Raw genomic sequence first — 22,774 nt, 5'->3', positions numbered from 1 at the left:
AAGCTATCAACGGCGGGACGGCTGCCGTACTCCCCTGGCGGACCGCGGCGCTTCGGCCGTGGTCATTCTTCGTCCGGGGGAGCTCGCAATGAATGCACCGTCCGTCTCGCGCACGGCCGCCGTCGAGGGCATGCAGTTGCACTACCGCGTCTGGGGTGAAGGTCCGCCGCTCGTGCTGCTGCACGGCTTCACGGGTTCGGGCGAGGACTGGCGACACGCGTTCGACCTCGAGGCGCTCGCGGCTCGGTACCGGTTGATTGTTCCGGACCTGCGCGGCCATGGGCGGAGCGACAATCCCGCGGACACGTTCACCATGCGCCAGTGCGCGACGGATGTGCTCGCGCTGATGGACGTGCTGGGCATTGCGCGGTTCCGCGCCGTGGGCATGAGCCTGGGTGGGAACACGCTGCTGCACATCGCCACGCGGACTCCGGCGCGAGTGGAGCGGATGGTGGTGGTGTCGAGCCCGCCGTACTACCCCGCGCAGGCGCGCCGCATCATGGCCACGATGACGGAGGAGACGCGGACTGATGCCGAGTGGGCGGAGATGCGCTCGCGGCACCTGCTTGGGGACGCACAGATTCGCGCGCTGTGGCGCCATGGGCGCGCGTTCGCGGACAGCTACGACGACATGAGCTTCACGCCGCCGTACCTGGCCACCATCACCGCGCCCACGCTCATCGTGTATGGAGACCGCGACCCGCTCTACCCCGTGGAGCTGGGGGTGGAGTTGTATCGGTCCATCCCCGAGTCACGGCTGTGGGTCGTCCCCGGTGGGGGACACGGTCCCATCTTCCTGGAGCATCGCGAGGCCTTCGCGCGCACTGCGCTGGCGTTCCTCGATGCGTAGCGCGCCCGGCGTGTGATGAGGCGAACCGGTCCTCGCGAAGATGATCCTCCGTGAAGGACCGGCTCCCTCCTTCCCCATCCGCCACACCCGAGCCGTCCGACCGGAGCAGGCTGAGCTCACTGCCCCGTGTTGCCGTACTGCCCCGTCCCATCCCGCCGCCCGTACTGCGTACTGCGTGCTGCCCCGTGCTGCGTGCTGCTGTTGCTGCCCCGTCCCACTCGCGACCCTTGCTGCCGCTGCCCCGCCCTGCCCGCCGCCCTCACTGCCACTGCCGTACTGCCCCGTGCTGCCCGTACCGCGGTGCTGCCCTTCCCCCCGACCCGCCCCCCGTCCTGCTGTTCTGCCGACCCGCTGCCTCTGCCGCCTTGCTGCATTGCTGCCCCGACCTACCCGCCGCCCGTACTGCTCCGTACCGCCCCGCGCAGCCCCAACACCCCGTGCTGCCGGTCACCCGTACCGCCCTGAACGACCCGCCACCCGACCCGCCCGTGTGCCGCCCGGTACCGCGCTCTGCTTCACCGCTCCGCCCACCCGTACTGCCCGCCCTGCCCCGCACCACTCGTACCGCCCCGCCCGACCCGCCCCACCGTGCTGCTTCACCGCACCGCCGGCCCCGCCCCGTACCGCCAACCCAACTCGCCCGTACTGCGCCGCGCTGCCCGACCTGCCCCGTACTGCCCAACCAACTCGCCCGTACTGCCCTGTACTGCCGCCCTGCCCCGCCGCCCTCACTGCCACTGCCGCCCTGCCCCGCCACGCCCAACCAACTCGCCCCTACTGCCCCCGCCCTGCCCGCCGCCCGAACCGCGCCACCCGTACTGCCCCTGTCCCGCCCAACCAACTCCCGCCCTGCCCGCCGCCCGAACCGCGCCACCCGTACTGCCCTGTCCCGCCCAACCAACTCGCCCCTACTGCCCGCCCTGCCCGCCGCCCGTTCTGCCCTGTTGCCCCACCCTGCCGCCCTGCCCCGTACCGCCCCGTCCTGCCGCACCACCCCATAGCAGGGCGCGTGCCGGGCGCTCCGGATGACCGGAGCCCAGCACTTTCAAGCACTTGGAGGCATATGGGACCTTCGTACGATGCACGGCCCGGTAAGAACTCCGGTGCGGTCCCTTCAGGTCAGCTCGCCCAGTAGCGCTCCAGGGCGGTCCGAACCGGGTTGTCCATGCCCGGCTCCTCGAACACCGACTCGACGGCATCCAGGAAGGCTCTCACCGCCGAGCGCTGTGCGGAAGTCAACGCACCGGCGAACGCCTGGAATCCTTCCGCGCGCTCGCGCTCCATCGCCTGCCACTGCGCATCGCTCCGGCCCCCCGGCGGCGGGCCGCTCGATGACTCCGGCGCCGTGAGCACTGACACCGCCGACTCCAACACCGCGAAGGACTCCGGCCCCAGTGGCTCGGTGAGGAACGCCGTGAGGTACGCGGGCAGGTAGTACGCGAGCGCCTCCGGCGTCAGGTGCCGCAGCGCCACTCCCGCCATGCCCCACTCCAGCAGCTTCGCACCCGAGACGCTCTTCCACGGCGCACCCGCGAAGAAGCGGGCCACACCCGCCGCCTCCGGGTCCTCATGACGATGTGACTGGCCGGCCTTGTCATGCCACCGGCCCCCCCGGACCACATCCTTCCCCTGGGGGAAGGGCCGGTCCGGGAAGGCGCGCTGGAGGGCCTCCAGCGCCACCGCCACCTTCGCTGCGTCCAACATCACGACGTCACCTTCAGGGCGCGCACCCGTTCGAGGCCAGACGGCACTCGCAAAGATACACGCGCTCGTAGGCGATGACCTCTTCGTCGTAGTGCGTGCGGTTGCCACCCCGGAAGCACGTGTTGTTCACCGCACTGCGGGCCAGCGCGCACCGGAGGTTCCGGTCCTTCGCCGCCTGCAGCGGCGCGCAGAACGCCGGGCCCCCGCGTGGCGGGTATGGGCGGCAGCTCGGCGCGCCATGGCACTCCAGGTCCACCACCGCCTGCAGCGCCAGGTGCTGCGCGATGGTGCAGTCACCCGGAGGCACCATCCCATTGCCCGGGAAGGTCGGCGACGGACCGGCGAAGGCGGGCGTCGCCGCGCCCAATCCCAGCAGTATCAGCAGGCCCGCCAGCGCGGGCTTCAAGGCCGCACCCGCCGCGGGAGCCAGCGCCGGCAGCGAGGCAATCAGCAGGATGATGGCCGCGATGATGAAGGCGATGAGGATGATTTCGACGATGGGGATGCGCACCGGCTCGCGTCGGCGGTCCGGGTCGCACGGGTCATCCGAGCCGCCATTCAGGCCGCCGTTGATGAGGTACGCCGCCGCGCCCGTGTCCGGGTCCTCGATGATGTAGCCCGCGCCCTTCCAGTTGCCGTGCGTCGGCGCGCGCTCGGACACGATGACGTGCTTGCCCGCCAGCACCGCGTCGTAGATTTCATCCTCGATGTCCGCCGGGAGGTTCAGCCGGGGCGCGATGTCCTCGTAGTTCTCCGCGGTGATTCGGTAGATGGGAATCTGCTGCTGGTTGGCCTCCTTCAGGAGCTGCACCGCCGACACGCCCGAGCCCTGCTCGCGCTTGAAGAGCGAGTCGAACGTGCGGCCCTCCAGCAGCGAGCCGAACGTGCCCGTCAGCCGGTGGATTTCCGCCGTGTCGCCATTCGCCCGGTCCACCACCGCGAGCAGCGAGCGCGCCACGTCCATCTGCCGCGACACGTACGAGCCGGTGCGGGGAATGCCGAAGAAGTACCCCACCTGCAGCGGCACGGAGAACAGACCGATGGACGGCATGCGCATCACGAGCGCGTTGCGCGTGGACGCCACCGCCTCGGCCAGCGCGTCGTACTGGGCCCAGTAGTACAGCGCCACCGTGTGCAGGTTCTCCGCCGCCGTGTCCGACGGCACCTGCGTGAAGCGGCGGTGAATCATCTCCTGGGTGATGCCGGCGCCGTTGATGCCGAACACCATCTCCTCGCCCGCCGCCACCTCGAACTCCTCCGGCGCGCTGCCCGGGTCTCCCGGCGAGAGGAACCGCGCCTCCCAGGTCTGCTCCGTGCCCATGACGCTCGCCGGGCCCTGCGCCCGGTCCACGCCGTCCACCTGAACCACCGGGCGCACCTGAATCTGGTACAGCGGCAGGCTGTCACCGGGGCTGTTGCGGTAGCTCGCGAGCACCGCCGCATCCGCCGCCGTGGCGGGCGCGTACGTCACGCCCAGCCGCTTGCCCGCCAGCGAGGGCAGGTCCACCGTCCACGTGAGCGACGCGTCGCCCATGGCCCTGTCCCACGAGGACGCGTACAGCGTGAGCTGCACCCGGTGACGCAGGCTGTCCGGCAACCGGGTGAAGCTGTTGCTACGGGCCACCACCTTGTTCGGGAGCGTCCCCGCCAGCACGCTGCCCGTCTCCGGGATGATGGTGCGGCTGCCGGTGAACTCGGACAGCTTCCGCTCCGTCCCGTACTGGAGCTCGATGTCCGAGCGCATCTTCCCGGTCCACGCGTCGAACGCGGCCTGGTTCAGGTTGGTGAAGGAGCCCGTCTGCAGGTCCTCGGTGGCGGTGGCCATGATTTGCGCCGCCGCCGCGTCCACGTCCACGGACACCGTCCCCTTCAGGTCCACCGGAGCGGTGAAGGTGTACTGCTTGAAGGACGCATCCATCGCCACCCAGGTGTCCGGCTCCTTGTTGATGGCGCCGCGCGACGGGACGAAGTCCACCAGCGCCTCCACCCAGACGTGCTCCATCCGGATGCTCCGGATGCTGCCGCCGTTGGCGAGCGCGACGCTGGGGATGCCGCCCTGCCCCATGAGCTGCTGCGCCGCATCCGGCCGCGTGACACCGCCCACCCAGTTCATCACCTGGTCGGCCGGCACCTCGATGGTGCCGTACACGTAGCGCGCGGGGATGCCGGCGGCGCGGTAGAGGGAAATCAGCAGGCTCGACGTGTCGAAGGCATTGCCCCGCCGGTTGAGCAGCGTGAGGTCGCTGCCCTGGAGCGAGCCGTAGCTGGGCACCCACTGGATGTTGTTGCGCACCCAGTTGTAGATCTCCACCGGGTTGTTGTGCAGCGTGGCCGCGAGGTCGCGGATGGGCTGGGTGAGCTGCACGTCCTCCGTCTCCGCCAGCGCGTCCGCGGGCACCGGCACCGCGAGCGAGGCCGCCGCGCCGGACTTCATGCTCGCGCCCGCCGTGCTCCGCCCCGCGGCCTCCGTAGCCAGCGTCACGGGGAAGGCATCGGGGGTGGTGACCGGCTCGCGCACCTGCGCCTCGGGCGCGCGGAAGGGCAGCTTGTCCAGCCGGGCGCGCTGGTGCGTGCGGCCCTGCGGGTTCTGCTCGAAGAAGGCGGCCACCTGCTCCACGGCGGCGGTGCGCTCCGCCGGCTGGTTGGCGTCATCCGCGCGGGCCAGCCGCGTCGACAACTGCTGGAGCTGCGCCTGACGGGCGCGCACCTGCTTCAGCGCCGCGCGGTGCCGCTCCAGCGCCACGGGCGGCAGCTTCTGCGCCTTCAGCTCGCGCTCGGCGGCCTGGAACGAGGCCTCCGCCGCCGTGCCCGACGCCACCGCCTCCGAGAGCTGCGTCCGGAGCGCCTTCACGTCCTCCAGCCGCGCGCCGCGAGCCGCGGGCCGCGCCTGCTTCGCGCGCTCCGCCACCGCGACGAGCTGCTCGCCGTACCGCGCCTCCGCCGTGGGCGCGGGCCGCTTCAGCCCGGAGAGCTCGCACCGGTTGGCTCCCGTGCCCTGCTGCGCCATGGGCGACAGGAAGGGCACCGGCGTGGCCGGGCCCGACGGCACCGCGCCATGGGCCAGCCGCTGCGCCCGCGCCGCCGCCAGGCGCATGGCCGGCTGCGCCGCCGCCGCCATGGGCTGCAGCGAGAGGACGACCATCGCCACCGTTACCGCCACCGAGATGCCCTGCATCCAACCACCGGGGCGCTGGGGCACTGCTTCACGAAAACCCTTCATGACGGATTCCTGCCCTTCATGTCCCCCGAAGGGGACATCCATCCGATGCATGGCCCCCGAAGGGGACATGTATCCATGAGTTCTTGAACTGGGTTCCTGTCGAGACTGAGCCGACTCACAAGGGCCGCGGCAGGCCCTGCACCCCCTGCCGCGGCCAGACGCCGAGCGCGACGCCTCAGAAGGGCGGCGGCAGGTCCTGCGTCGCCTGCCGCAGCCAGATGTCGAGCGCCACGCGCAGCTCGACGACCGACGGGTCCGTGACCGCCAGCAGCGCGTCCGTGGCCTTCACCGCGGACTCGCACGCGAGCACCGGCCACTCCGCTTCGTCCGCCGCGGCCTGCCCCACGTAGTTGGCGGCCGTCTTCAGCGCGGAGGCATTGGGGTGGCCCGCCTTCACCAGCGCGAGCAGCTTCGACTGGATGCTGGTGAGCGTGTCCGGGGCCGTGACATTCAGGCGCAGCGTGGCGTTCACCGACACCGCGCCCGTCGGGCCGCCCTTCACCACCGCGGTGAAGTCCACCGGCCCCGCCGCCTTCGGCAGCCGCACCCAGAAGCGCACCTGCTTCGCCCCGCCCACCTCCAGCGGGAAGGTGAAGGTGAGCTTCCCGTCCACGACCTGGCCCGAGCCCGCGTCCACCAGCTCCACGCCCGGAGGCATGGCCACCGTGGCGGTGATGGGCACCGCCATGCCCAGGTTCTCCACGTCGAGCTGCACCGGCACCACGGCCCGCCCACCGGTGGGCACGGGCACGGGGTGCACGCGCTCCAGCAGCGCGCGGAGGAGGTCCGCGGCCAGGCTCGTCTGTCCGTCGCGGGTGGCGATGGCCAGCAGGTCCATGCCCGCGAAGCCGGACTCGCCGTGGCCGTACGCGTTCAGCGTCACCGCGTCATACGGCGTGGTGGGCGCGGGGTAGCCGCTCGCGAGGCGGAAGGTGCCCAGGCTCTGCGCACCGCGCCGCTCGATGAGCAGCGGCTTCTCGCCCGCGAGCACCGCCATCTCCCCGCTCAGCAGCGGGAAGCCCGGCGCGTCCAGCACCACGCGCGAGGCGCCGTTCACCTTGCTCACGTAGCGCAGGCCCAGCGCGTCGTGCACCGTCTTGTGGCGCGAGTCGTAGTCACCCGCCACCACCAGGCCCTCTCCACGGAACACTGCCTCGCGCAGCTCCTTCTGGATGAGCGGGTCGAGCGTGAAGAGCTCGGTGAGCAGCATGTGCGCGCCGTAGCCGCCCGTGCGCAGTTGCAGCGCGAAGGTCTTCTGCCACTCGACGATGTCGTAGGACCAGCCGGCGTTGTCCAGCAGCTCCTCGAGGAATGCCTTCTGGGCAATCAGGCCCGGCGCGCCGGTGGGGCCGTACGGGTCATTGTCGTGGCCACTTTCCACGACGGGCGCGTCCAGCAGGATGAGCAGCCGGCCGCGGCCGCCCTGGCTGAGCGTCGCACCGAAGCGGATGGGCGGCGTCTCCACCTGGAAGCCCGCGAAGCCCAGGGTGCGCGTCTCTCCGGGCAGCTCTGCCTGGAGCACGCAGGCATAGCCGCCCGGCGTCAGGCCCTGCGTGGAGATGCTGCGCGTCCGGACGTTGGGCGCGTTGGCCGCCAGGTCCACCGTCTCGCGCACCTCGCTCAGCACCGTGCCCGCGGCCACGTCCACCAACTGGCGCACCAGCACGACACCCGGCACCGGCGCCCCGGAGGCGCTGCGCGCCGTGTCCGTGCAGGCGTTGGCGTCACCCACGTACACCTTCGACTCGGCCACGCTCACCGAGCCCGAAACACCCGCCAGCACGCGGCGCTCCACCTGGAAGGTGGTGGTGGCCGTGCTCAGGACGGCCCGCGACAGCGCGTCGCGCAGCACCAGGGTGACGGAGTACGTGCCCCCCGCCGCGTCGGACAGGGTGAGCGGGAAGGGCAGGTCCACCAGCGCGTTGGGCATGAGCTGGCGCACGTCGCGCGTGGCGGTGAACACCGTGACACCACCCGGCGTCCGCACCGTCAGCTCCGCCTTCGAGGGCGCCAGCAGCGCGTTGGACGCGGCGTTGCCCACGCGACCGGTGATGCGCACCGCGTCCCAGGCGCCATACACCGCCTTGTCCGTGACGACGGCCGTGGTGGCGATGGCGGAGGGCGCGCTGATGCGCAGCGGCGCCACGCCCCGGGCCACCACCCGTCCGAGCGCGTCCAGCAGCCGGCCCCGCACCTCGTACTCACCCGCCAGCGTGGCGCCGGTGTTCCAGCCCGCCGGCAGCACGCGCGAGGCCCCCGACGCCAGCGTGTCCACGGGCAGCGGCGGCAACTCCACCAGCGGCTCCGTGCTGCCCACCGCGTGGATGGCCAGCACCACCTGACCCGCGGCGGGCGTGGGCCCGCTGTTCGTCACCGTGCTCTGGATGGCCACGGGCGCCGAGGCCGGGTACGTCAGGGCATCCGTCTTCACGGCCAGCGTCATGCCACTGGCGGCCCGTACCACGGGCACGTCCAGGGGCACCTGCACCTTCTCCTCCAGGAACGAGTTATCGAACTCGAGGAAGGCCTTCGTCGCCACAGACCGCTGCTCGTCCAGGGCCATGCCCTGCAGCCCCAGGTCGAACTCCACCTCGCGGCCCGAGCCCGTCACACCCAGGAGCCGCCAGGTGTACGCCGTCACGCCGCTCGGGCCCGGCTGCACCGTGGTGGGCGCGAGCGTCGGGTTGGACAGCGTCACGTTGCCCGGCAAATCCAGCCGCAGGTCCACGTCGATGCCACCCAGCCGCTCCAGCGCCTTGGGCATGAAGACCATGACGAAGCTGGTGGACGCCAGGCGGGTGCTCAGGCCGTTGTTGTAGTTGTCCCACGAGCCGTCCGCCCGCTGCGTGGCCAGCAGGTACTGGATGGCCTTGCGAATCTGCGGGTCCGAGGGCGAAGGGTCCGTGTACTCGAGCGCGATGCCCACCATGGCGGCCATCAGCGGGTCGCTGCCGTAGCCCAGGTAGCGGCCCCAGCCTCCGTCGGCGCGCTGGCGGGTGCGCAGCAGGTCCGCCTCGTAGGTGATGGCCGTGTCGATGCGGGCCCTGAGCGTGGCGTCATCCACGTAGGGCCGGGCCTCGGCCAGGCCCATCAGCCGCAGCGCGTGCACGGTGTTGTCGCTGTTGTTGTCCTGGTAGCTCGCGATCAGGTAGCGCACCGCGCGGGGAATCTCCGCGCGCAGCGTCGCCAGCGAGGAGGTGTCGATGGCCGCGCGCTTCACCTCCCTCAGCGTGTTGTCACCCGCGTAGGTGACGAACACCTGGTCCCCCGCCGCCGCGACGGCGCGGAGGTTGCTCAGCTCGAAGAGGCGCTCGGCGCTGCCGTCCGGGCGCACCCGCAGCAGGCCCTCCGAGTAGTTCTGGGCCACCAGCACGTACAGGCTGCCGTCCTGCGCCCGCGTCATCCGCATCGGCGGGTACGCGAGGCCGTCCGCGAAGGTGGTGACGGTGCGGCTCGGCGTCACCTTGGCGATGTTGTAGCCCCACTGGTTGGACACCAGCAGGTTGCCGTCCGCGTCGAACACCACGCTGTACGGGTAGTAGATGAGCCCGCCGCTCACGAACGTCTCCACCTGCCCGGTGGGCGACACGCGCAGCACGCGGTGGCTGGAGTAGTCCGCGGCGTAGAGCCAGCCGTCCGGGCCCAGGGCGCCGTCGACGAGGTAGCCGCCCGCATTCACGTTCTGCCGCGTGCCGTCCGGCCGGACGATGACGACGGTGGGGTTGGAGGTGCGGGTGACGAAGAAGGTGCCGTCCGCGGCGACGGCCAGGCCATACGTCGGCGCGGGCAGGCCCGACACGACGCGCGTCGACTGGGCCGTCGCCTTGTCCAGCCGGTCGATGGCTCCGCCGTTGCGCAGCACGTACAGGGTGCCGTCCGGCGCCACCGTCAGGTCCTCGGAGCCGGACATGGTGCCCGTCGCGCCCACCGTGGCGAGCGAGTAGTCCTTCACGTCCGCGACTTCCGGCCGCGTGGCGTCCTTGAGGACGTTGGCGTAGCCCTTGATGGTGAGCGCCGTGTGGCTCACGTTGGTGTTCCACCAGCCCGTGGCGTAGTCCGGCACCCAGTACGTCTGGTCACCGCTGGTGCTACGCCGCGCCTGGAGGTACTTCGCCGCGTTCAGCTTGGTGCGGAAGGTGCCGGCGATGTCCGGCCACGCGGAGAGCGACCACAGGCCCAGCGTGGTCTGCGTGCGCTGGAACTCCGGATGGGAGATGCGCAGCGCGCCGTCCGTCCACTGGCTGCTGGAGATGCTGTTGTAGAGGAACGTCGCGGCATTGCGGTCCACCGGCGCCTTGTCGAAGGAGCTCGAAAGTCCGAGCAGGCTCTGCGTCTGGATGTGGCAGCCCAGGCACCGGTTCACCCGGTGCCAGCTCACCGCCTCCGGCGCCGTGAAGACGCCGCCGCGGCGGACGGACTCCTTCACGAAGGCGAACAGCGGGTCCGTGCTGCCGCCCTGCGAGGTGTCCACGCCCTGCATGGAGACCTTGCCGCGCACCGTCTGGTTGCCCTCGGGCACCACGGTGCGGCTCACGGTGAAGCTGCCCGTCGCCTTGTCGCCCACGTACAGGCGGTCCGTCACCTCGCCGGCCACGCCCGTGGCCACCGGCCGCACGCGCACCTGGAGGTTGCCGGCCTGCATCGGCGTGAAGGTGCCCAGGAACACCGTGGTCAGCTCGCCCACCTCGAGGGCGGCCGCGTTCGCCTGCACGGTGAAGAGCGTCTCACCCGAGTCCGGGTGCACGACGGTGAGCACGTAGGCGCCCGCCGCCAGCGGCACGTTGCCCGCGTTGCGCAGCATCACCGAGAAGGACACCGGCGTGGGCAGCCCCGCCTGGGTGAGCGGCGGGTTGATGTTCATGGCCCCGCTGATGGCCTGCGTGGCCTTCACGCGCGCGGAGGCGCTGTTCTCCGCCAGGACTTCGCCCGTGGGCAGGGCGCGGCTGACGGTGCCCGGCTCCACCACGCGCAGCACCAGCCGGTACACGCCCGGGGAGAACTGCGCCGTGTTCCACGGAACGGAGAGCGTCTTCACCTCGTCCGGCGCGAAGGAGAACTCCGTGCCCGGGGTGGTGGTGCCCTCGATGTAGGGGCGCACCACCGCGATGCCCGTGCCGGTGGCGTCCTGGATTTCACCCAGCACCAGCGCGGCCTTCTGCGCGTCCAGCAGGCTGGCGATGCGGGCGGTGAACATCACCGTGCCGTCCGCGCCCGCCTCGGGCTGCGTCGCGTCCAGCGCGACAATCTGGAAGCTGTCCCCCGCCACCGGGGCGAGCACGGGGCTGAAGGTATAGCTGCCGTGCGCGGCGAGCTTCACGCCGTGCGCCTGCGCGCCGTAGCCCACCGCGGACACCTTCAGGGTGAACTCCAGCGACTCGATGCCGGCCAGCGTGTAGCCGCCGTCCGCGCCGGTGGTGGCGGTCAGGTGGGTGCCTTCGATGGAGACGAGGGCCCCGGCCACGGGCGCCCCCGTGTCCACGTCCGTCACCACGCCGGCGAAGTTGCTCGTGGTGGCGCTGCTGCCGGGCGGCGACAGCTTGAGTTCCACCACCGCCTCACCGAACGCGCCCACCTTCATGGTGTACGTGGCCGGCGCGTAGCCCGTGGCGCTCACCGCGAGGCTGAAGTCCTTGAGGGTGATGCCGGTCAGCACGAAGCGCCCATCCGCGGCGGTGGTGACGCTCGCGCCCGTCTCGACGAGGCGCACCGTGGCGGCGCCCACGGGCGCGCCATTCACGCCGTCGGACACCGTGCCACGCAGCGTGAGCGTGGTGGGCGAAGGCGTGGAGGCCTCGGGGAACAGCGTCAGCGTGCCCATGTCGCCGATGCAGCCCGGCCCGAACATGAGGCTGAAGCGCAGGCCCTGGAAACCGGCCGCGCTCACCGTGCCCTGGTAGCTGCCGCGAGGCACGTCGGCGATGGCGAAGGTGCCGTCCGCCGCGGTGGTGCCGCTCAGGCCGGAGCCCAGCGAGACGGTGGCGCCGGCGAGCGGCTGGCCCGTCTTCCCATCCACCACGCGTCCGGACACGAGGCCCGCCGCGTCGTCGACGGGCGTGGTGTCCGGCGTCATGCCGAGCTGCGCGTTCACCGTCTCGCCCGCCGTCACGGTGACGGTGCCGGAGAGGGTGCGGTAGCCCGTCTTCTGGAAGCGGATGCTGTACGCGCCCGGCGCCAGCGCGCCGAAGTCGAAGTCACCCGCGCTGTTGGTGAGCACCGAGCGCTGGGCCGTGCCATCCAGGCTGACCTGCACGGACGCGAGCGCCTGCGCCGTGGTGGTGTCCAGCACCCGGCCTCGCACGATGCCCGTCTGCGCGGCCACGCCCAGCACGAGCTGGCCCGCGAGCGTCACCTGATTGGCCTGGACGCCCACGGCCACGCTGGCCGACGTGAAGCCGGTCCGGCTCGCGGTGAGCGTGTAGCCACCCGCGGGCAGGCCGGGGATGACGAAGTAGCCCTCCGAGTTGGTGAGCACCGCGATGTCGGGCGACTCGGCCACGCTGACGGTGGCGCCGGCGATGGGCTCGGTGCTGTTGGCGCGCACCACGTAGCCGGACACGGAGCCGGTGGGCGCGGGCGTCCCGCCGCTATTGCGCGCCTCGTACGCGCGCAGCGCCTGGAGCACCAGGGCCGTCGTGTACGTGTCATGGGCCCAGCTGTCGTCGGAAAGCTGGCGGGCCTGGAGCGCCGTCGCGCTGGCCGTCAGGCCGGACAAGTCGGTGGCCGCGGGCACCAGCGCGAGCAGCACCTGCGCGCTGACGAAGTCCTCGCCCCAGAGGCCGTCCGCCTCGGTGCGGGAGGCGAGGAAGCCCTGGGCGCGGGTGAGCGCCGCCGCCACGCCCTGCCACGTCGAGCGGTACGGCCACAGCGCGCGCAGCGTCACGGCGCTCAGCGACACCGAGGCGTCATTCGCCCCTTCCGCCCAGCCGCCGTTGCCCTGCTGGCGCGCGAGGAGGAAGGCCACCGCCTTGCCCACCTGCGGCATGGAGCCGTAGTTGGCTGCGCCCAGCGCCTCCACCGCGAGCGCGGTGTCCGTCACACTGGAGTCGAAGCCCGGCCGGTGGCCGAAGCCGCCATCCGCGTTCTGGTGCGTGAGCAGCCGCGTGGCGAACACCGTCGCCATGCGCCCCGCCAGCGCGTTCACCGTCACCTTGCGCGCGAGGAACTCGGTGTTCACCTCGGGGTGCGCGTTGAGCCAGGCGAGCCCGGGCTCGAAGCCCAGCGCGAGCGATGCGTCCAATGCGAGCTGTGCGCGGAGCACCTCGGCCGTGGCCTGTGGACGGGTGGCGAGCGATGCCGCGCTCCCGCCATAGCTGCCGTCCACATCCTGCTGGGCGGTGAGCCAGTCCAGCCCGGAGCCCGCGTGAGCCACCGTGGAGAACAACAACGCCAGCACCGCGTAACGGAAACGGCTCGCGCGTAGCGCGGCCCTCACGACCCCAACGTGCATGGACAAGGCCTCCCCCTGATGAGGACGGATAGGACTCCGTCCCCTAGGCGCGCCTTGTGTCTCACATCTGCCATTGCAGCGTCAACGCAGCCTTGCGCTCTCGCCGCACGAGAATGTCAGGGTCATCGGTGATGCTCCCCCACCCAGTGCGGCCTCCAGCCAGCCGCGCCGGAGCTCCACGGAGTCGTTCTGGGGACTGACGGCCAGCTCCTCCTGGAGTGCCTTTCTCGGGAGCGTGGCGAGCATACGGTCCAGGAATCCCGACGCGTGCGCGTGCGTGGGGAGCTCCCCGAAGAGGCGCAAGGAGATGAGCGGCCCCTGGGCGAGGGCCGCCCGCTCCAGCGAGTCCACGAGCCCGGCCGGGAGCCAGGGTGCGAAGTACAGAGACTCCGTGCTCCGGAAGCGGCGGACCCAGCCCGCGCAGACCGCGTCCAGCAGCGCGCTCGCGTCCCATCCCCGGGCCCGCGCTTCCAACATGAGGCGCGCATGACAGCCCGGCCAACCCAGGGGGTGGAGCCGGGACAGGAACTCGACGACGGCCCGGCGCGCCCGGGGCCGCTCGGCGAGGCGGATCAGGAGCGCCTCCACACCATCCGGCAGGAAGTTCATCGGCTCGGCGAAGGCGGCCTTCGTGGCCCGCGCTACCAACGCGTCCGGAGCTCCCCGCTCCATCAGTTGCTCCAACACCCCTCTCCAGCACTCCCGGGGCAGGCCTCCCTGGGCCAGCACGTCGATGCACGGCTCCAGTACCTCGCCCTCGCCTTCCACCGGCGCTCCGGGGCGCGTGCCCACGTCGAGCGCGTGGAGCGCTCCGCGCAGCGGCGTGAGGTCCACCGCCTTCTCCGCCGGCGCACCGTCCCAGCGCGCCAGGACTTCACGCGTGGGCCCGGGAAGGTGGAGCCGCAGGTCGGCGAGCGCCTCGAAGGGCGCGGCGCCGGGCACCGGCAGTGCACCGGGAGGAAGGAACGCGCCGGGCCCGGACTGCCTCAACAGCGCGGCGAGCATGTCCGGCAGCGCGGCGAGCTCACGGCTGCTCGCGCAGCGCCTGCGCAGGACGCGCAAGGCCGGTGGACAGCCGATGGGGGCACCTTCGAAGCAGGTGAGGCCCCGGGGCACCGGCCCGGGCCGCCCCAGGTTCGTGGGAAAGGGGAAACGCGCGGCCAGGTGCAGCGCCACCCGGTGCGTGGCGGGGTGCCGTCGGGCGTCCGCGAGGCAGCGGACCACCTCGGCGGGGTCCGGCCGCCGCTCGTAGGCCCGCACGCAGGACGCGAAGACGCGCTGCCACGCCTCGTCGCGGCAGTCCCCGCAGTAGGGCGCCCCGGCCGAGCCGACGTAGTCCCAGAGTGGCGCCACCCGCTCGCACAGCTCGAGCGCCGTGGCCACGTCCAGCTTCGCCAGCAGGGGCGGCAGCACGTGCAGGGTGCCATGCTCGATGCCGTGGTCGCTGTAACGGGCCGAGCGCTTCGACTCGCGCCGGGCCACGTCCACGAGCATCCGCGCCGCCGCCGCGGAGGGGCTCGCGAGGTCGAGGAGCGCCTTGGCCGCTTCCCAGTGGGAGTCGTCCACCCGCGGGAAGCGGCCCAGCATCGCGAGCATCGCCTCGGCGTCGGGGGTGAAGGCGCGGCGGAGGAGCGCGAACCCCAGCGTCGGATGAACTTTCGAGAGCTGGAGACACTCGGCCTCACCCAGGCGCTCGACGAGCCAGTGCGCGGCCTCCAGGTGCACCTCCCCTCCGAGGTTCGGTCCCAGGGCGGTCAGCGTCGCCCCGACGTCCTCGCGCTGGCGGGCGAACCACACCGCCGCCTCGTACTGGAGTGCCTCGGATGGACCGACGGGCCGCCCCAGGTGCCGGCAGTACGCCGCCACGAAGTCCCCGGCCGGGCCTGCCGCGTCCGAGAGCTGGAAGGGCACGGCGCCGTCGTCGTACCAGGAACCCGGGTGCAGGGTCTCCGGCTCGCCGGAGGTCGCCAGCGGCAGCCGGGCGCTGGTGGCCAGGTCCACGCAGAAGGTGAGGAAGGCGCGCTCGACTTCCGGCCGCAGCTCGCGCTCCAGCGCGACGTAGAGCCGGTAGCCCAGGAGCTTCCAGTCCCGGGAGACGGCGAGGAGCTTGCGCGCGACGATGTTCCCGGCCTCGTCGCGCAGGTAGAGGACGCGCTTGTTCGCGTCCAGGGCGTTGAGCACGGTGGCGGCGCTACACCCGCCCCCCTCGATGGACAGGCACGTGTTGAAGGGGATGCCCATCCGCAGCACCTGGAGCGGGTCCTGCTCCACGGAGAGCGTGTGCCGGCGGCCCTCGAGGCGCACCCCGATGGAGCGGGACGCGAGCCACGCCTCCACGTCCATCCGCGTCGCCGCGCGCTTGAGCCACGGCATGTTGGCGGGCATGGCGCGAACCAGGGGCTGCCCCGGATGAGCCACCGCGTGGCGGAGCAGCTTGCCGAGCAGCTCCTTGTTCTCCTCCGTCGACAGGTGGAAGCGCACGGCGTCGCGCCACGCGGGCGTCAGCGAGGACAGACAGATGCCCCAGCCGGCGCGCAGCACGGCGTCGAGCGCGACGTCGAGACGGACCTCGAAGGCACGAGCCTGAGCCGCCTCCACCCGCTCCTGGAGGCGCCGCAGCGTCCACTCCGGCGAGGGCGGTGTGTCCCGATGGGGCCCCTCATGCGCCAACCGCTCCAGCCGGCGCCGCTGGCCTTCCGTGAGACCCTCTTGTGAGGCCAGGTGCTCGCGCTCGCCCTGACGCCGCGTGGCCCGGGCGAAGTCGCGCAGCAGCGCCCGGGGCAGTCCCTGCGGCTCGCCCGCCAGCCGCCGCAGGTGGCAGTAGCGGTCCAGCAGGGCATCCTCTCCGAGCCAGGTGGCGAACTCCGGGAAGAGACCGCGCCCGAGGCCGGGCGTGGTGCCCATCAGGTCCGCATGGAGCTGGCGCGCCTGCTCCGGCGCGGAGCGCACCAGTCCGAGCGTCGCATCAAGCCACGTGAGGAGCGTCTGGGGCTTCGCCGTGGACCGCAGGGTGAGCAGGCATCGTCCAAGCAGCGCGAGCCGCGCCTTGCGGCTCTGGGCGACGCCTCGGAAGGTGGACGCCATCTCCGTCGTTTCGCGCGCGGGCTTCTTCAGCATGGGAGCGAGCCGCAGTGCCCATTGTCCCCAGATGCGCGCCGCCTCCACGTCGTTCTTCAGCTCGACGAGCCCGCCGGTGAGCTTGCCCCGGACGAGCTCGGAGACCAGGGAGAGCTCGAGGCCATGCGCCACGAGCGCTCCGAGCGGGTGGAGGACGTCGCTCGAGGTATCGCTCCGGTGCCTGTCGAGCCGCAGCAACTCCAGCACCTGTGACACCCCGAGCCGCTGCCCCGCGAGGCCCTCACGCAGCCGGTCCACATTCCGCAGTACGAGCGAGACATCCGAGGGAGTGAGGAGGACCTCCACATCCGGGCGGAACATCAGCCCGAGCACCCCGAGCGCTCGCCCCCGCTGCGCCAGCGCCTGCGCGTTCGTGGTGGAGCGCTGCGCCGCGATGACCTCTTTCCCCACCGCCCGCACCGCGTCTCCCAGGGACGGCGGCAGCGGTTCCGGAGGCGTGTCCCCTTCCGCGGCGGGCGGCGGCGCGGGCCACGCCATCATCGCCTGCACGGTCCGCCGCAGGCGGCGCTCGAAGGGACGGCCTCTCACCCGGTCCGCATGGAGCACCTCGCGAGCGAAGCCATCGAGGACGTCGTCCGGAATCTCGCAGGCGTCGCACGGCGCGAGGCGCGAGTCCGTGGAGAGGCGCGCCGTGAGCGCTGCGATGCGCCGCCGTCCCTCGGCCCGGCGCAGGCGTCCCTGCTCGCGGCTCCGAAGCTCGCTTCGCTCCAGCACCCTGGCGGTGCCTGGGCCGTGGAGGGCTTCGACCAGGGAGTGCAGGCCCGCCGTCCCTTCCAGGGGGCCGGCCGCGAGCTGCCGCGAGAGCGCGTCCAGCGTGTGCTGCCGCGCGTCGAGCCACGCCGCGTCCACGGAGCCATGGCGCCGGAAGACGCGCCGGGCCTCGGCGATGAGCGCGAGCGCGGAGGGATGGCGCCGGAGCGCCTTGAGGTCCCGCTGCGCGGCGCCGAGCCACCGGACGTCCACCGCCAATGGAGGGCGGACCATCCGCACGGCGCGCTGGAGCCCCGCCAACGAGGGACGTCCGTGCCGTTCGATTTCCTCGAGCAGCACGAGCGGGTCGTGCACGTGCTGGGGCCAGATGAGCCGCGGCCCTTCCACGAGCCACACCAGCCGACCGTCGAGCAGGCTCAGGCGCAGCAGGATGCGCTTGAGGTCGGAGATGGGCTCATCGGACGGGCGTCGCATGGGCACCGGAAGGCGGGATGCACGCGGAAAGGGCGTGGTCGCCGCCGGCATGGACGCCGGGCCTTCCGATGCCTGACGACCCGGAGGGGCCCATGCCCTCCGGGGCGACTCAATCCCAGTCCTGGAGCCTCACGCGCACCCGCTTCAGCGCCAGCTCCCATTCCTGGCGCTTGAGGGTGGCCAGCACGCGCGCGCTGACGATGGTGAGCCCGGTGAGCGTCATCACCAGGAAGCCGATGCGGTGGTCCCTCAGGCCCGCGTTGAGCAGGTTGGCCGCCACGTCCAGCGTGAGGAAGAGCGTCCCCAGCGCGAGGTAGGCCCGAATCTGCAGCACCATGCCCACCGCCACGCCGAGGAGACAGACACCGCCGAAGACGAGCGCATACGTCCCGTCCGCCGACTCCCCCACCCGCATCGCCAGCTTCGCCGCCGCCGGCACGTAGAGCAGCAGCCCTCCGACGACGCGCACCGCGTTGCGGGCCGCGTGCGGCAGGCTCGACGAGAACAACTGGCTCAGCATGAGCAACAGCAGGCCGAGCGGCGCGAGGTATATCTCCAGCCCCTCCAGGCCGTACGCCAGCGCCGCGATGAGCAGCGCGAGGTTGCACGCCGCCGCCGCGAACGCGCCGAACATGCGGCTGCGCTCCACCGCGCCCAGCGCCGCGTACAGCAGGCCCGAGCCTCCCGCGAGCAGCGCCGCATCCTGCGTCGCATCCCCGGGCAGCACCAGCGCCACGCCGATGGGCAACAGCGCCGCGAAGCGCCGCGTCGCCGCCTCCACCGGGCGCACGCCGGCCCGCCGCGCCAGCACCGTCACGCCCACCAGCACGAAGCCCAACGCCAGCGCGAAGAGCGCGTCGTGCTCGGGCCGCAGGCCGGGCGCGTACAGGCTGCGCACCAGCGCGTAGACGCCCACCACCGCCAACTGCACGAAGTACACGTGCCGACCCGTGTGCTCACGCCACGCGGCGTGCAGCGACACGAGGACGGACAGGCCGATGGCGCCGACGGCCAAGGGCAGCGCCGCCTCGGTGGCGCGACCGCTCGTCGCGACGATGGCGAGCATCCCGCCCACGACGACCAGCCACCCGTCGCGTCCCCAGCCCAGGCCGTCCGACACGTCCTCGCGGCGGCGCTGCGTCAGCCCGCGGGACAGGTGCAGGGCCAGCGCGCTGCCCGCGACGGCCAGGGCCAGCGCGGCGCCGGACGTGGTGAAGAGCTCGCCATAGCCCGGCGCGCCGCCCGCGCGAAGAACGAGGGAGACCATGAGCGCGGAGACGACGGCCCATCCCCCCACGCATGCGCCCCACCAGGCGACGAACCCGGCGAAGACGCCCTTCCACTGGAACGCCGCCAGGAGCAGCGCGGTGGCGAAGAGGGCCAGCGTCACCGGCACCGCGACGGACACCATCCACGCGCCGCCCAGCCCCAGCAGCATCCGCCACAGCAGCGTGGGCACGGCGAGCACGGGCGACGTCTCGCCCGTCACGGCCACCGCGTACACCATGCCGGACACGAGCCAGGCCAGCGCGACCTGATGGACGCGCACGCGCACCACGCTCGGGTCCACGCCACGCCGTCTCGCCACCCAGGGGCCCAGCACCACCACCGCCAGCCCCACCGCCGCGAGCACCGGACCCGGCCACGCCTCCAGGAAGGGCACCCGGTGCGCCTGCGCATGCACGAGCAGGAAGACGCCCGCGCCGAGCACGCCGCGCCCCTTCTCGCGAGCCCCACCCGCGAAGAGCGCCGCACCCGTCGCGAAGACGAGCCCCGCCGCCGTCAGCCCCGGCTGGAAGAACGCGGCGGCGCAGACGAGCCCCACGGCGATGACGGACACGCGGCGCAGGGCCTGCTTCAACGGCTCGTGCCGCGCGCCAAGGGCCGCGGCGGCATAGACGAGCCCCGCCGCGGCGATGCCCGCGAAGGCCCGCTGCCAGAGGAAGAAGAGAGTGTCCCCCAGGGAGAGCCACGCCTCGGGCTGGAGCCAGTCCAGCGCCTCGCCGGACGCGAGCACCGCCGTGGCGCGCACCCACTGACCATCGGGCGGAACGAGCGCGATGAGGCTCGGGCCGAGCAGGTCCTGTCGCGCGGCCAGCAACGCCGCGCCCGGCAGCCCCAGCAGCAGCCCCACCTGCGCGATGAACACCGAGCGGAAGGAGTACGCCAGCAGCAGTGACATCAGCGCCGCGCCCAGCAGCAGCAGCGGCGGCACCACGCCGAGCGCGCGCGACGGGTCCGGCATGCCCACCGCCACCGCGCTCTTCACGAGGACCACCGCCAGCGCGGCCACGCCCAGGTGCGGCACGAGATGGTAGTCGCGGCCGTGCGACGGGTTCTCCAGCAGCCGTCCGAGCCCGGGCCCGAAGCGCCGCGTCGCCAGCGCGAGCCCCCACAGCGCGATGCCGATGAGCGGCAGGCGCCACGCGGACACGTCTGGCGGAAGCGGCCGGCCCGCGCGGTTGATGACGGCCGTGAGCGCGATGAAGCCGCCGCCCGCCGCCAGCGTGAAGACCGAGCCCCGCAGGCGCCACGTCACGAAGCCGCGCGACACGAAGGCCACCGGCGCGGTGAGCGTGAGCAGCGCGCCCGCGAGCAGCACCTGCGGCCGCTCCACGTCATCCGGCGCGGAGAGCCAGTTGACGAGCGCGAGCGTCGCGGCCGCGCCCTGCACGAACGCGGCGGCGGCGAACCCGTCCGTGAAGAGGTGCAGGCCCCTCGCGGCGAAGGGCAGCGGCAGGAGGTCCAGCAGCACCCGTCCCTTGATTCGGACCGGAGGCGTTCCATCCATGGGCTCGGGCGGGACGGGACGGCGCAGCGCCGCGAAGGCCGCGAAGCCCAGGCCCATGCACGCGGAGACGAGGGCCGCCCACGCGGAGCCGGGGACGGAGACGGTGCCCAGGACCTGCGCCACCGTGAGCGCGAGCCCCGACGCCGCGAGGAAGGAGACCAGCCGACTGCCGTCCCTCCGCACGCGCAGCAGCAGCACCGCCGACGCGAGCGCCGTGGGCACGCAGACCAGCCCGCCATTCCAGCGGTCCACGAAGGGGGCCAGCACCTCGGGCAGCACCGGCGTGACACCGACGGCCATCGCCAATCCGAGCGAGGCCATGACCAGCGACAGGTCATCCAGGGGCCGCAGCGAGTGGGCATTCCCCTGCGGATGCGCCCACGAACCGTGCACGAGCCCCACGAGGCCATACAGCGCCGACGCCAGCGAGAGGACGGCGAGGGTCGTCGCGCTCGCGTTGAGCCACGGCGTGCCCGTGACGTACGTGAGCACACCGAAGAGCAGGGCCACGCCGCCGATGTAGTGCAGCCCCCGCCAGGGCCAGCCGCCCGCCACGTGCGCCGCCACCGCGATGGACGCGCCCGTCAGCACCTGCGGCCACACGCTCCCCCAGTTCCAACCCCACGCGGTGCCCATGACGACGGGCATCGACAGCAGCGAGCCGACGACAGCCCAGGTCAACAGACGGATACGCGTCCCATGCGCCGCCGTCACGCGCGCCAACAGCAGCAGGCCCGAGCACACCACCGCGAAGCCGAAGGCCCACCACGTGGAATCCCCAGGCGCCTGCGTGCGCGCGAGCAGCACGCCGCTCAACATCGCGGCCATGACGAATGGATGCACCAGCGCCCGGCGCCGGGGCTCCAACAGGAAGAAGACGCCCGCGGCCAGCACGGGCGCGAGCGCCGAGGCGAGGTCCGTCTGGAAGTCCCCCACCGCCACGGAGAACGCACCGAGCGCCCCCGCCAGTGCACCGGTGGCCACCACCGCGTGCGCCAGCGTCTCCACCACCGCGCCCGCGCGAGGGAACACATCCCGCACCACGTCCGAGGACGCGGCCACCGCCACCACCGCGCCGAGTGCCACCGCCCACAGCGTCAGCCCCGCGAACAGCGCGCTGCCCGGCTCCAGCGCGTCGAAGCCATCCGGCGCGCTGGCCACACTGAAGATGGCCAGGCACAGCGCTCCGTAGAGCGCCGCGCCCGCGCTGACGAGCGCGGCCTTCCCCGGGCCGGAGGAGCGCGTGCGCCACGCCGTGGCTCCCAGCGACACCACGCCCGCCCCCGCGCAGAGCGCCCGCAACCAGGGCGCCTCCTCGAAGCCCATCAACGGCAGCCCGGCCAGCAGCGACGGCCACAGCGCCACCGCCAGGGACACCGCCGACGTCCCGTGCAGCAGCCGCCCCGCCATCCTCAGCGGCAGGAGCCCCACGCCCGCGACGCCGAGCGCGACGGGTACGCCCACCATCGGCGACAGCGCCACCAACGAAGACAGCGCCACGAACACCACCGGCAGCAGCGCGAGGCCGATGCCCGCCAGCACGCGCCCGGCCGACAGCGAGCGCCGCGCGAGGAACGCGCCCAGCCCGATGAAGGCCGCGTGGTAGCCGAAGAGCGCGCCCGTGACGAGGAGCTGCCGGGGCACGCCGCCCAGGGCCCGCCACGCCTCGCGCACGCCCATCAGCGAGCCGCCGAGCACCAGCACCGCGCCGAGGAACCACCAGATGTACTCGTGGAGGCGCGGCGTGCTCGAGGGCCCGCCCTCGTCCAGCGCCACCACCGCCTCCAGCCCGCCGCCCAGCGCGCTCGTCTGCCCGTGCGCGAAGAGCGCCTGCCCCGAGCCCAGCGCCGAGCCGAGGTCGTCCTCGCTGGAGTCACCGTCATGGCCCGCGCGAGCCCCGTGCTTCCCCGCCGCCTGCCTGGCTTTCGCGCGCGCCGCCTCGCGCTGCTTCGCCTTCAGCTCGCGCTCCGCCTTCGCGGCCTCCTCCAGGTTGTGCGCCAGCGCCGCGCCCCAGCCCGGACGCCACCCCGCCGCCTGACGCAGCGAGTCAGCGACATCATCCGCCCAGGCCTCCACGCGGTCGGCGGAAGGCACCGGCTGCGGCGCCTCCACGGGCTTCGTCGCGGGCGCGGCCTGCGCCTGCGTGGCGGAGAGGGACGCCTCCAGCTTCGCGGCCGTCGCGGCATCCACGAGCCCGTCGAAGCGCCAGCGGTCGATGCGGTGCCGCAGCACCTTCTCGACGAGCGCCTCGACGTGCGCCTCCGTGGGAGGGACGAGCGTGTTGCCACACTCCGGGCACGCGGCCCCGGCTTCATCGGCGCGGAGCCGCGCACAGACTGGGCATATCATCACGCCCCCAGCATAGCGCCGGAGCCCCCAAACTCTGCCAGGACTCCTGAGTCATTACTGCCACCCGGGCGAGCCGCGAGGGCAACCTGG

General features: G+C 72.7%; 6 protein-coding genes. 1 reads left to right on the top strand and 5 read right to left on the bottom strand.

Features of this window, described 5'->3' with window-relative positions:
* Positions 1 to 88: 88 nt before the first annotated feature.
* Complete coding sequence (locus ACVTJA_RS14770) at positions 89 to 850, top strand: alpha/beta fold hydrolase (RefSeq protein ID WP_465837008.1); 762 nt, start codon at positions 89 to 91, stop codon at positions 848 to 850.
* A 1,119-nt stretch (positions 851 to 1,969) separates the two neighbouring features.
* Here the strand turns inward: ACVTJA_RS14770 and ACVTJA_RS14765 are convergent.
* The 5 genes from ACVTJA_RS14765 to ACVTJA_RS14745 form a co-directional block, all read right to left on the bottom strand.
* Entirely contained in the window at positions 1,970 to 2,554 is a 585-nt protein-coding gene (locus ACVTJA_RS14765; RefSeq protein ID WP_465840391.1) for a DUF6714 family protein, read from the bottom strand.
* A 13-nt stretch (positions 2,555 to 2,567) separates the two neighbouring features.
* Positions 2,568 to 5,774 (bottom strand): transglutaminase domain-containing protein, encoded by a 3,207-nt coding sequence (locus ACVTJA_RS14760; RefSeq protein ID WP_465837007.1) that lies wholly within the window; start codon positions 5,772 to 5,774, stop codon positions 2,568 to 2,570.
* Positions 5,775 to 5,949: 175 nt separating this feature from the next.
* Positions 5,950 to 13,221, bottom strand: coding sequence for a carboxypeptidase regulatory-like domain-containing protein (locus ACVTJA_RS14755; protein WP_465837006.1), 7,272 nt, complete (start codon positions 13,219 to 13,221; stop codon positions 5,950 to 5,952).
* Positions 13,222 to 13,302: 81 nt separating this feature from the next.
* Entirely contained in the window at positions 13,303 to 17,544 is a 4,242-nt protein-coding gene (locus tag ACVTJA_RS14750) for a hypothetical protein (RefSeq protein WP_465837005.1), read from the bottom strand.
* A gap of 109 nt (positions 17,545 to 17,653) precedes the next feature.
* Positions 17,654 to 22,684: a hypothetical protein gene (locus tag ACVTJA_RS14745; RefSeq protein ID WP_465837004.1), complete on the bottom strand. Its 5,031-nt coding sequence runs from the start codon at positions 22,682 to 22,684 to the stop codon at positions 17,654 to 17,656.
* Positions 22,685 to 22,774: the final 90 nt, after the last annotated feature.

The sequence above is a fragment of the Pyxidicoccus sp. M6 genome (assembly GCF_055568925.1).
Note: the sequence above shows the minus strand (reverse complement) of the source record. Positions and strands in the feature narration are given on the sequence as shown.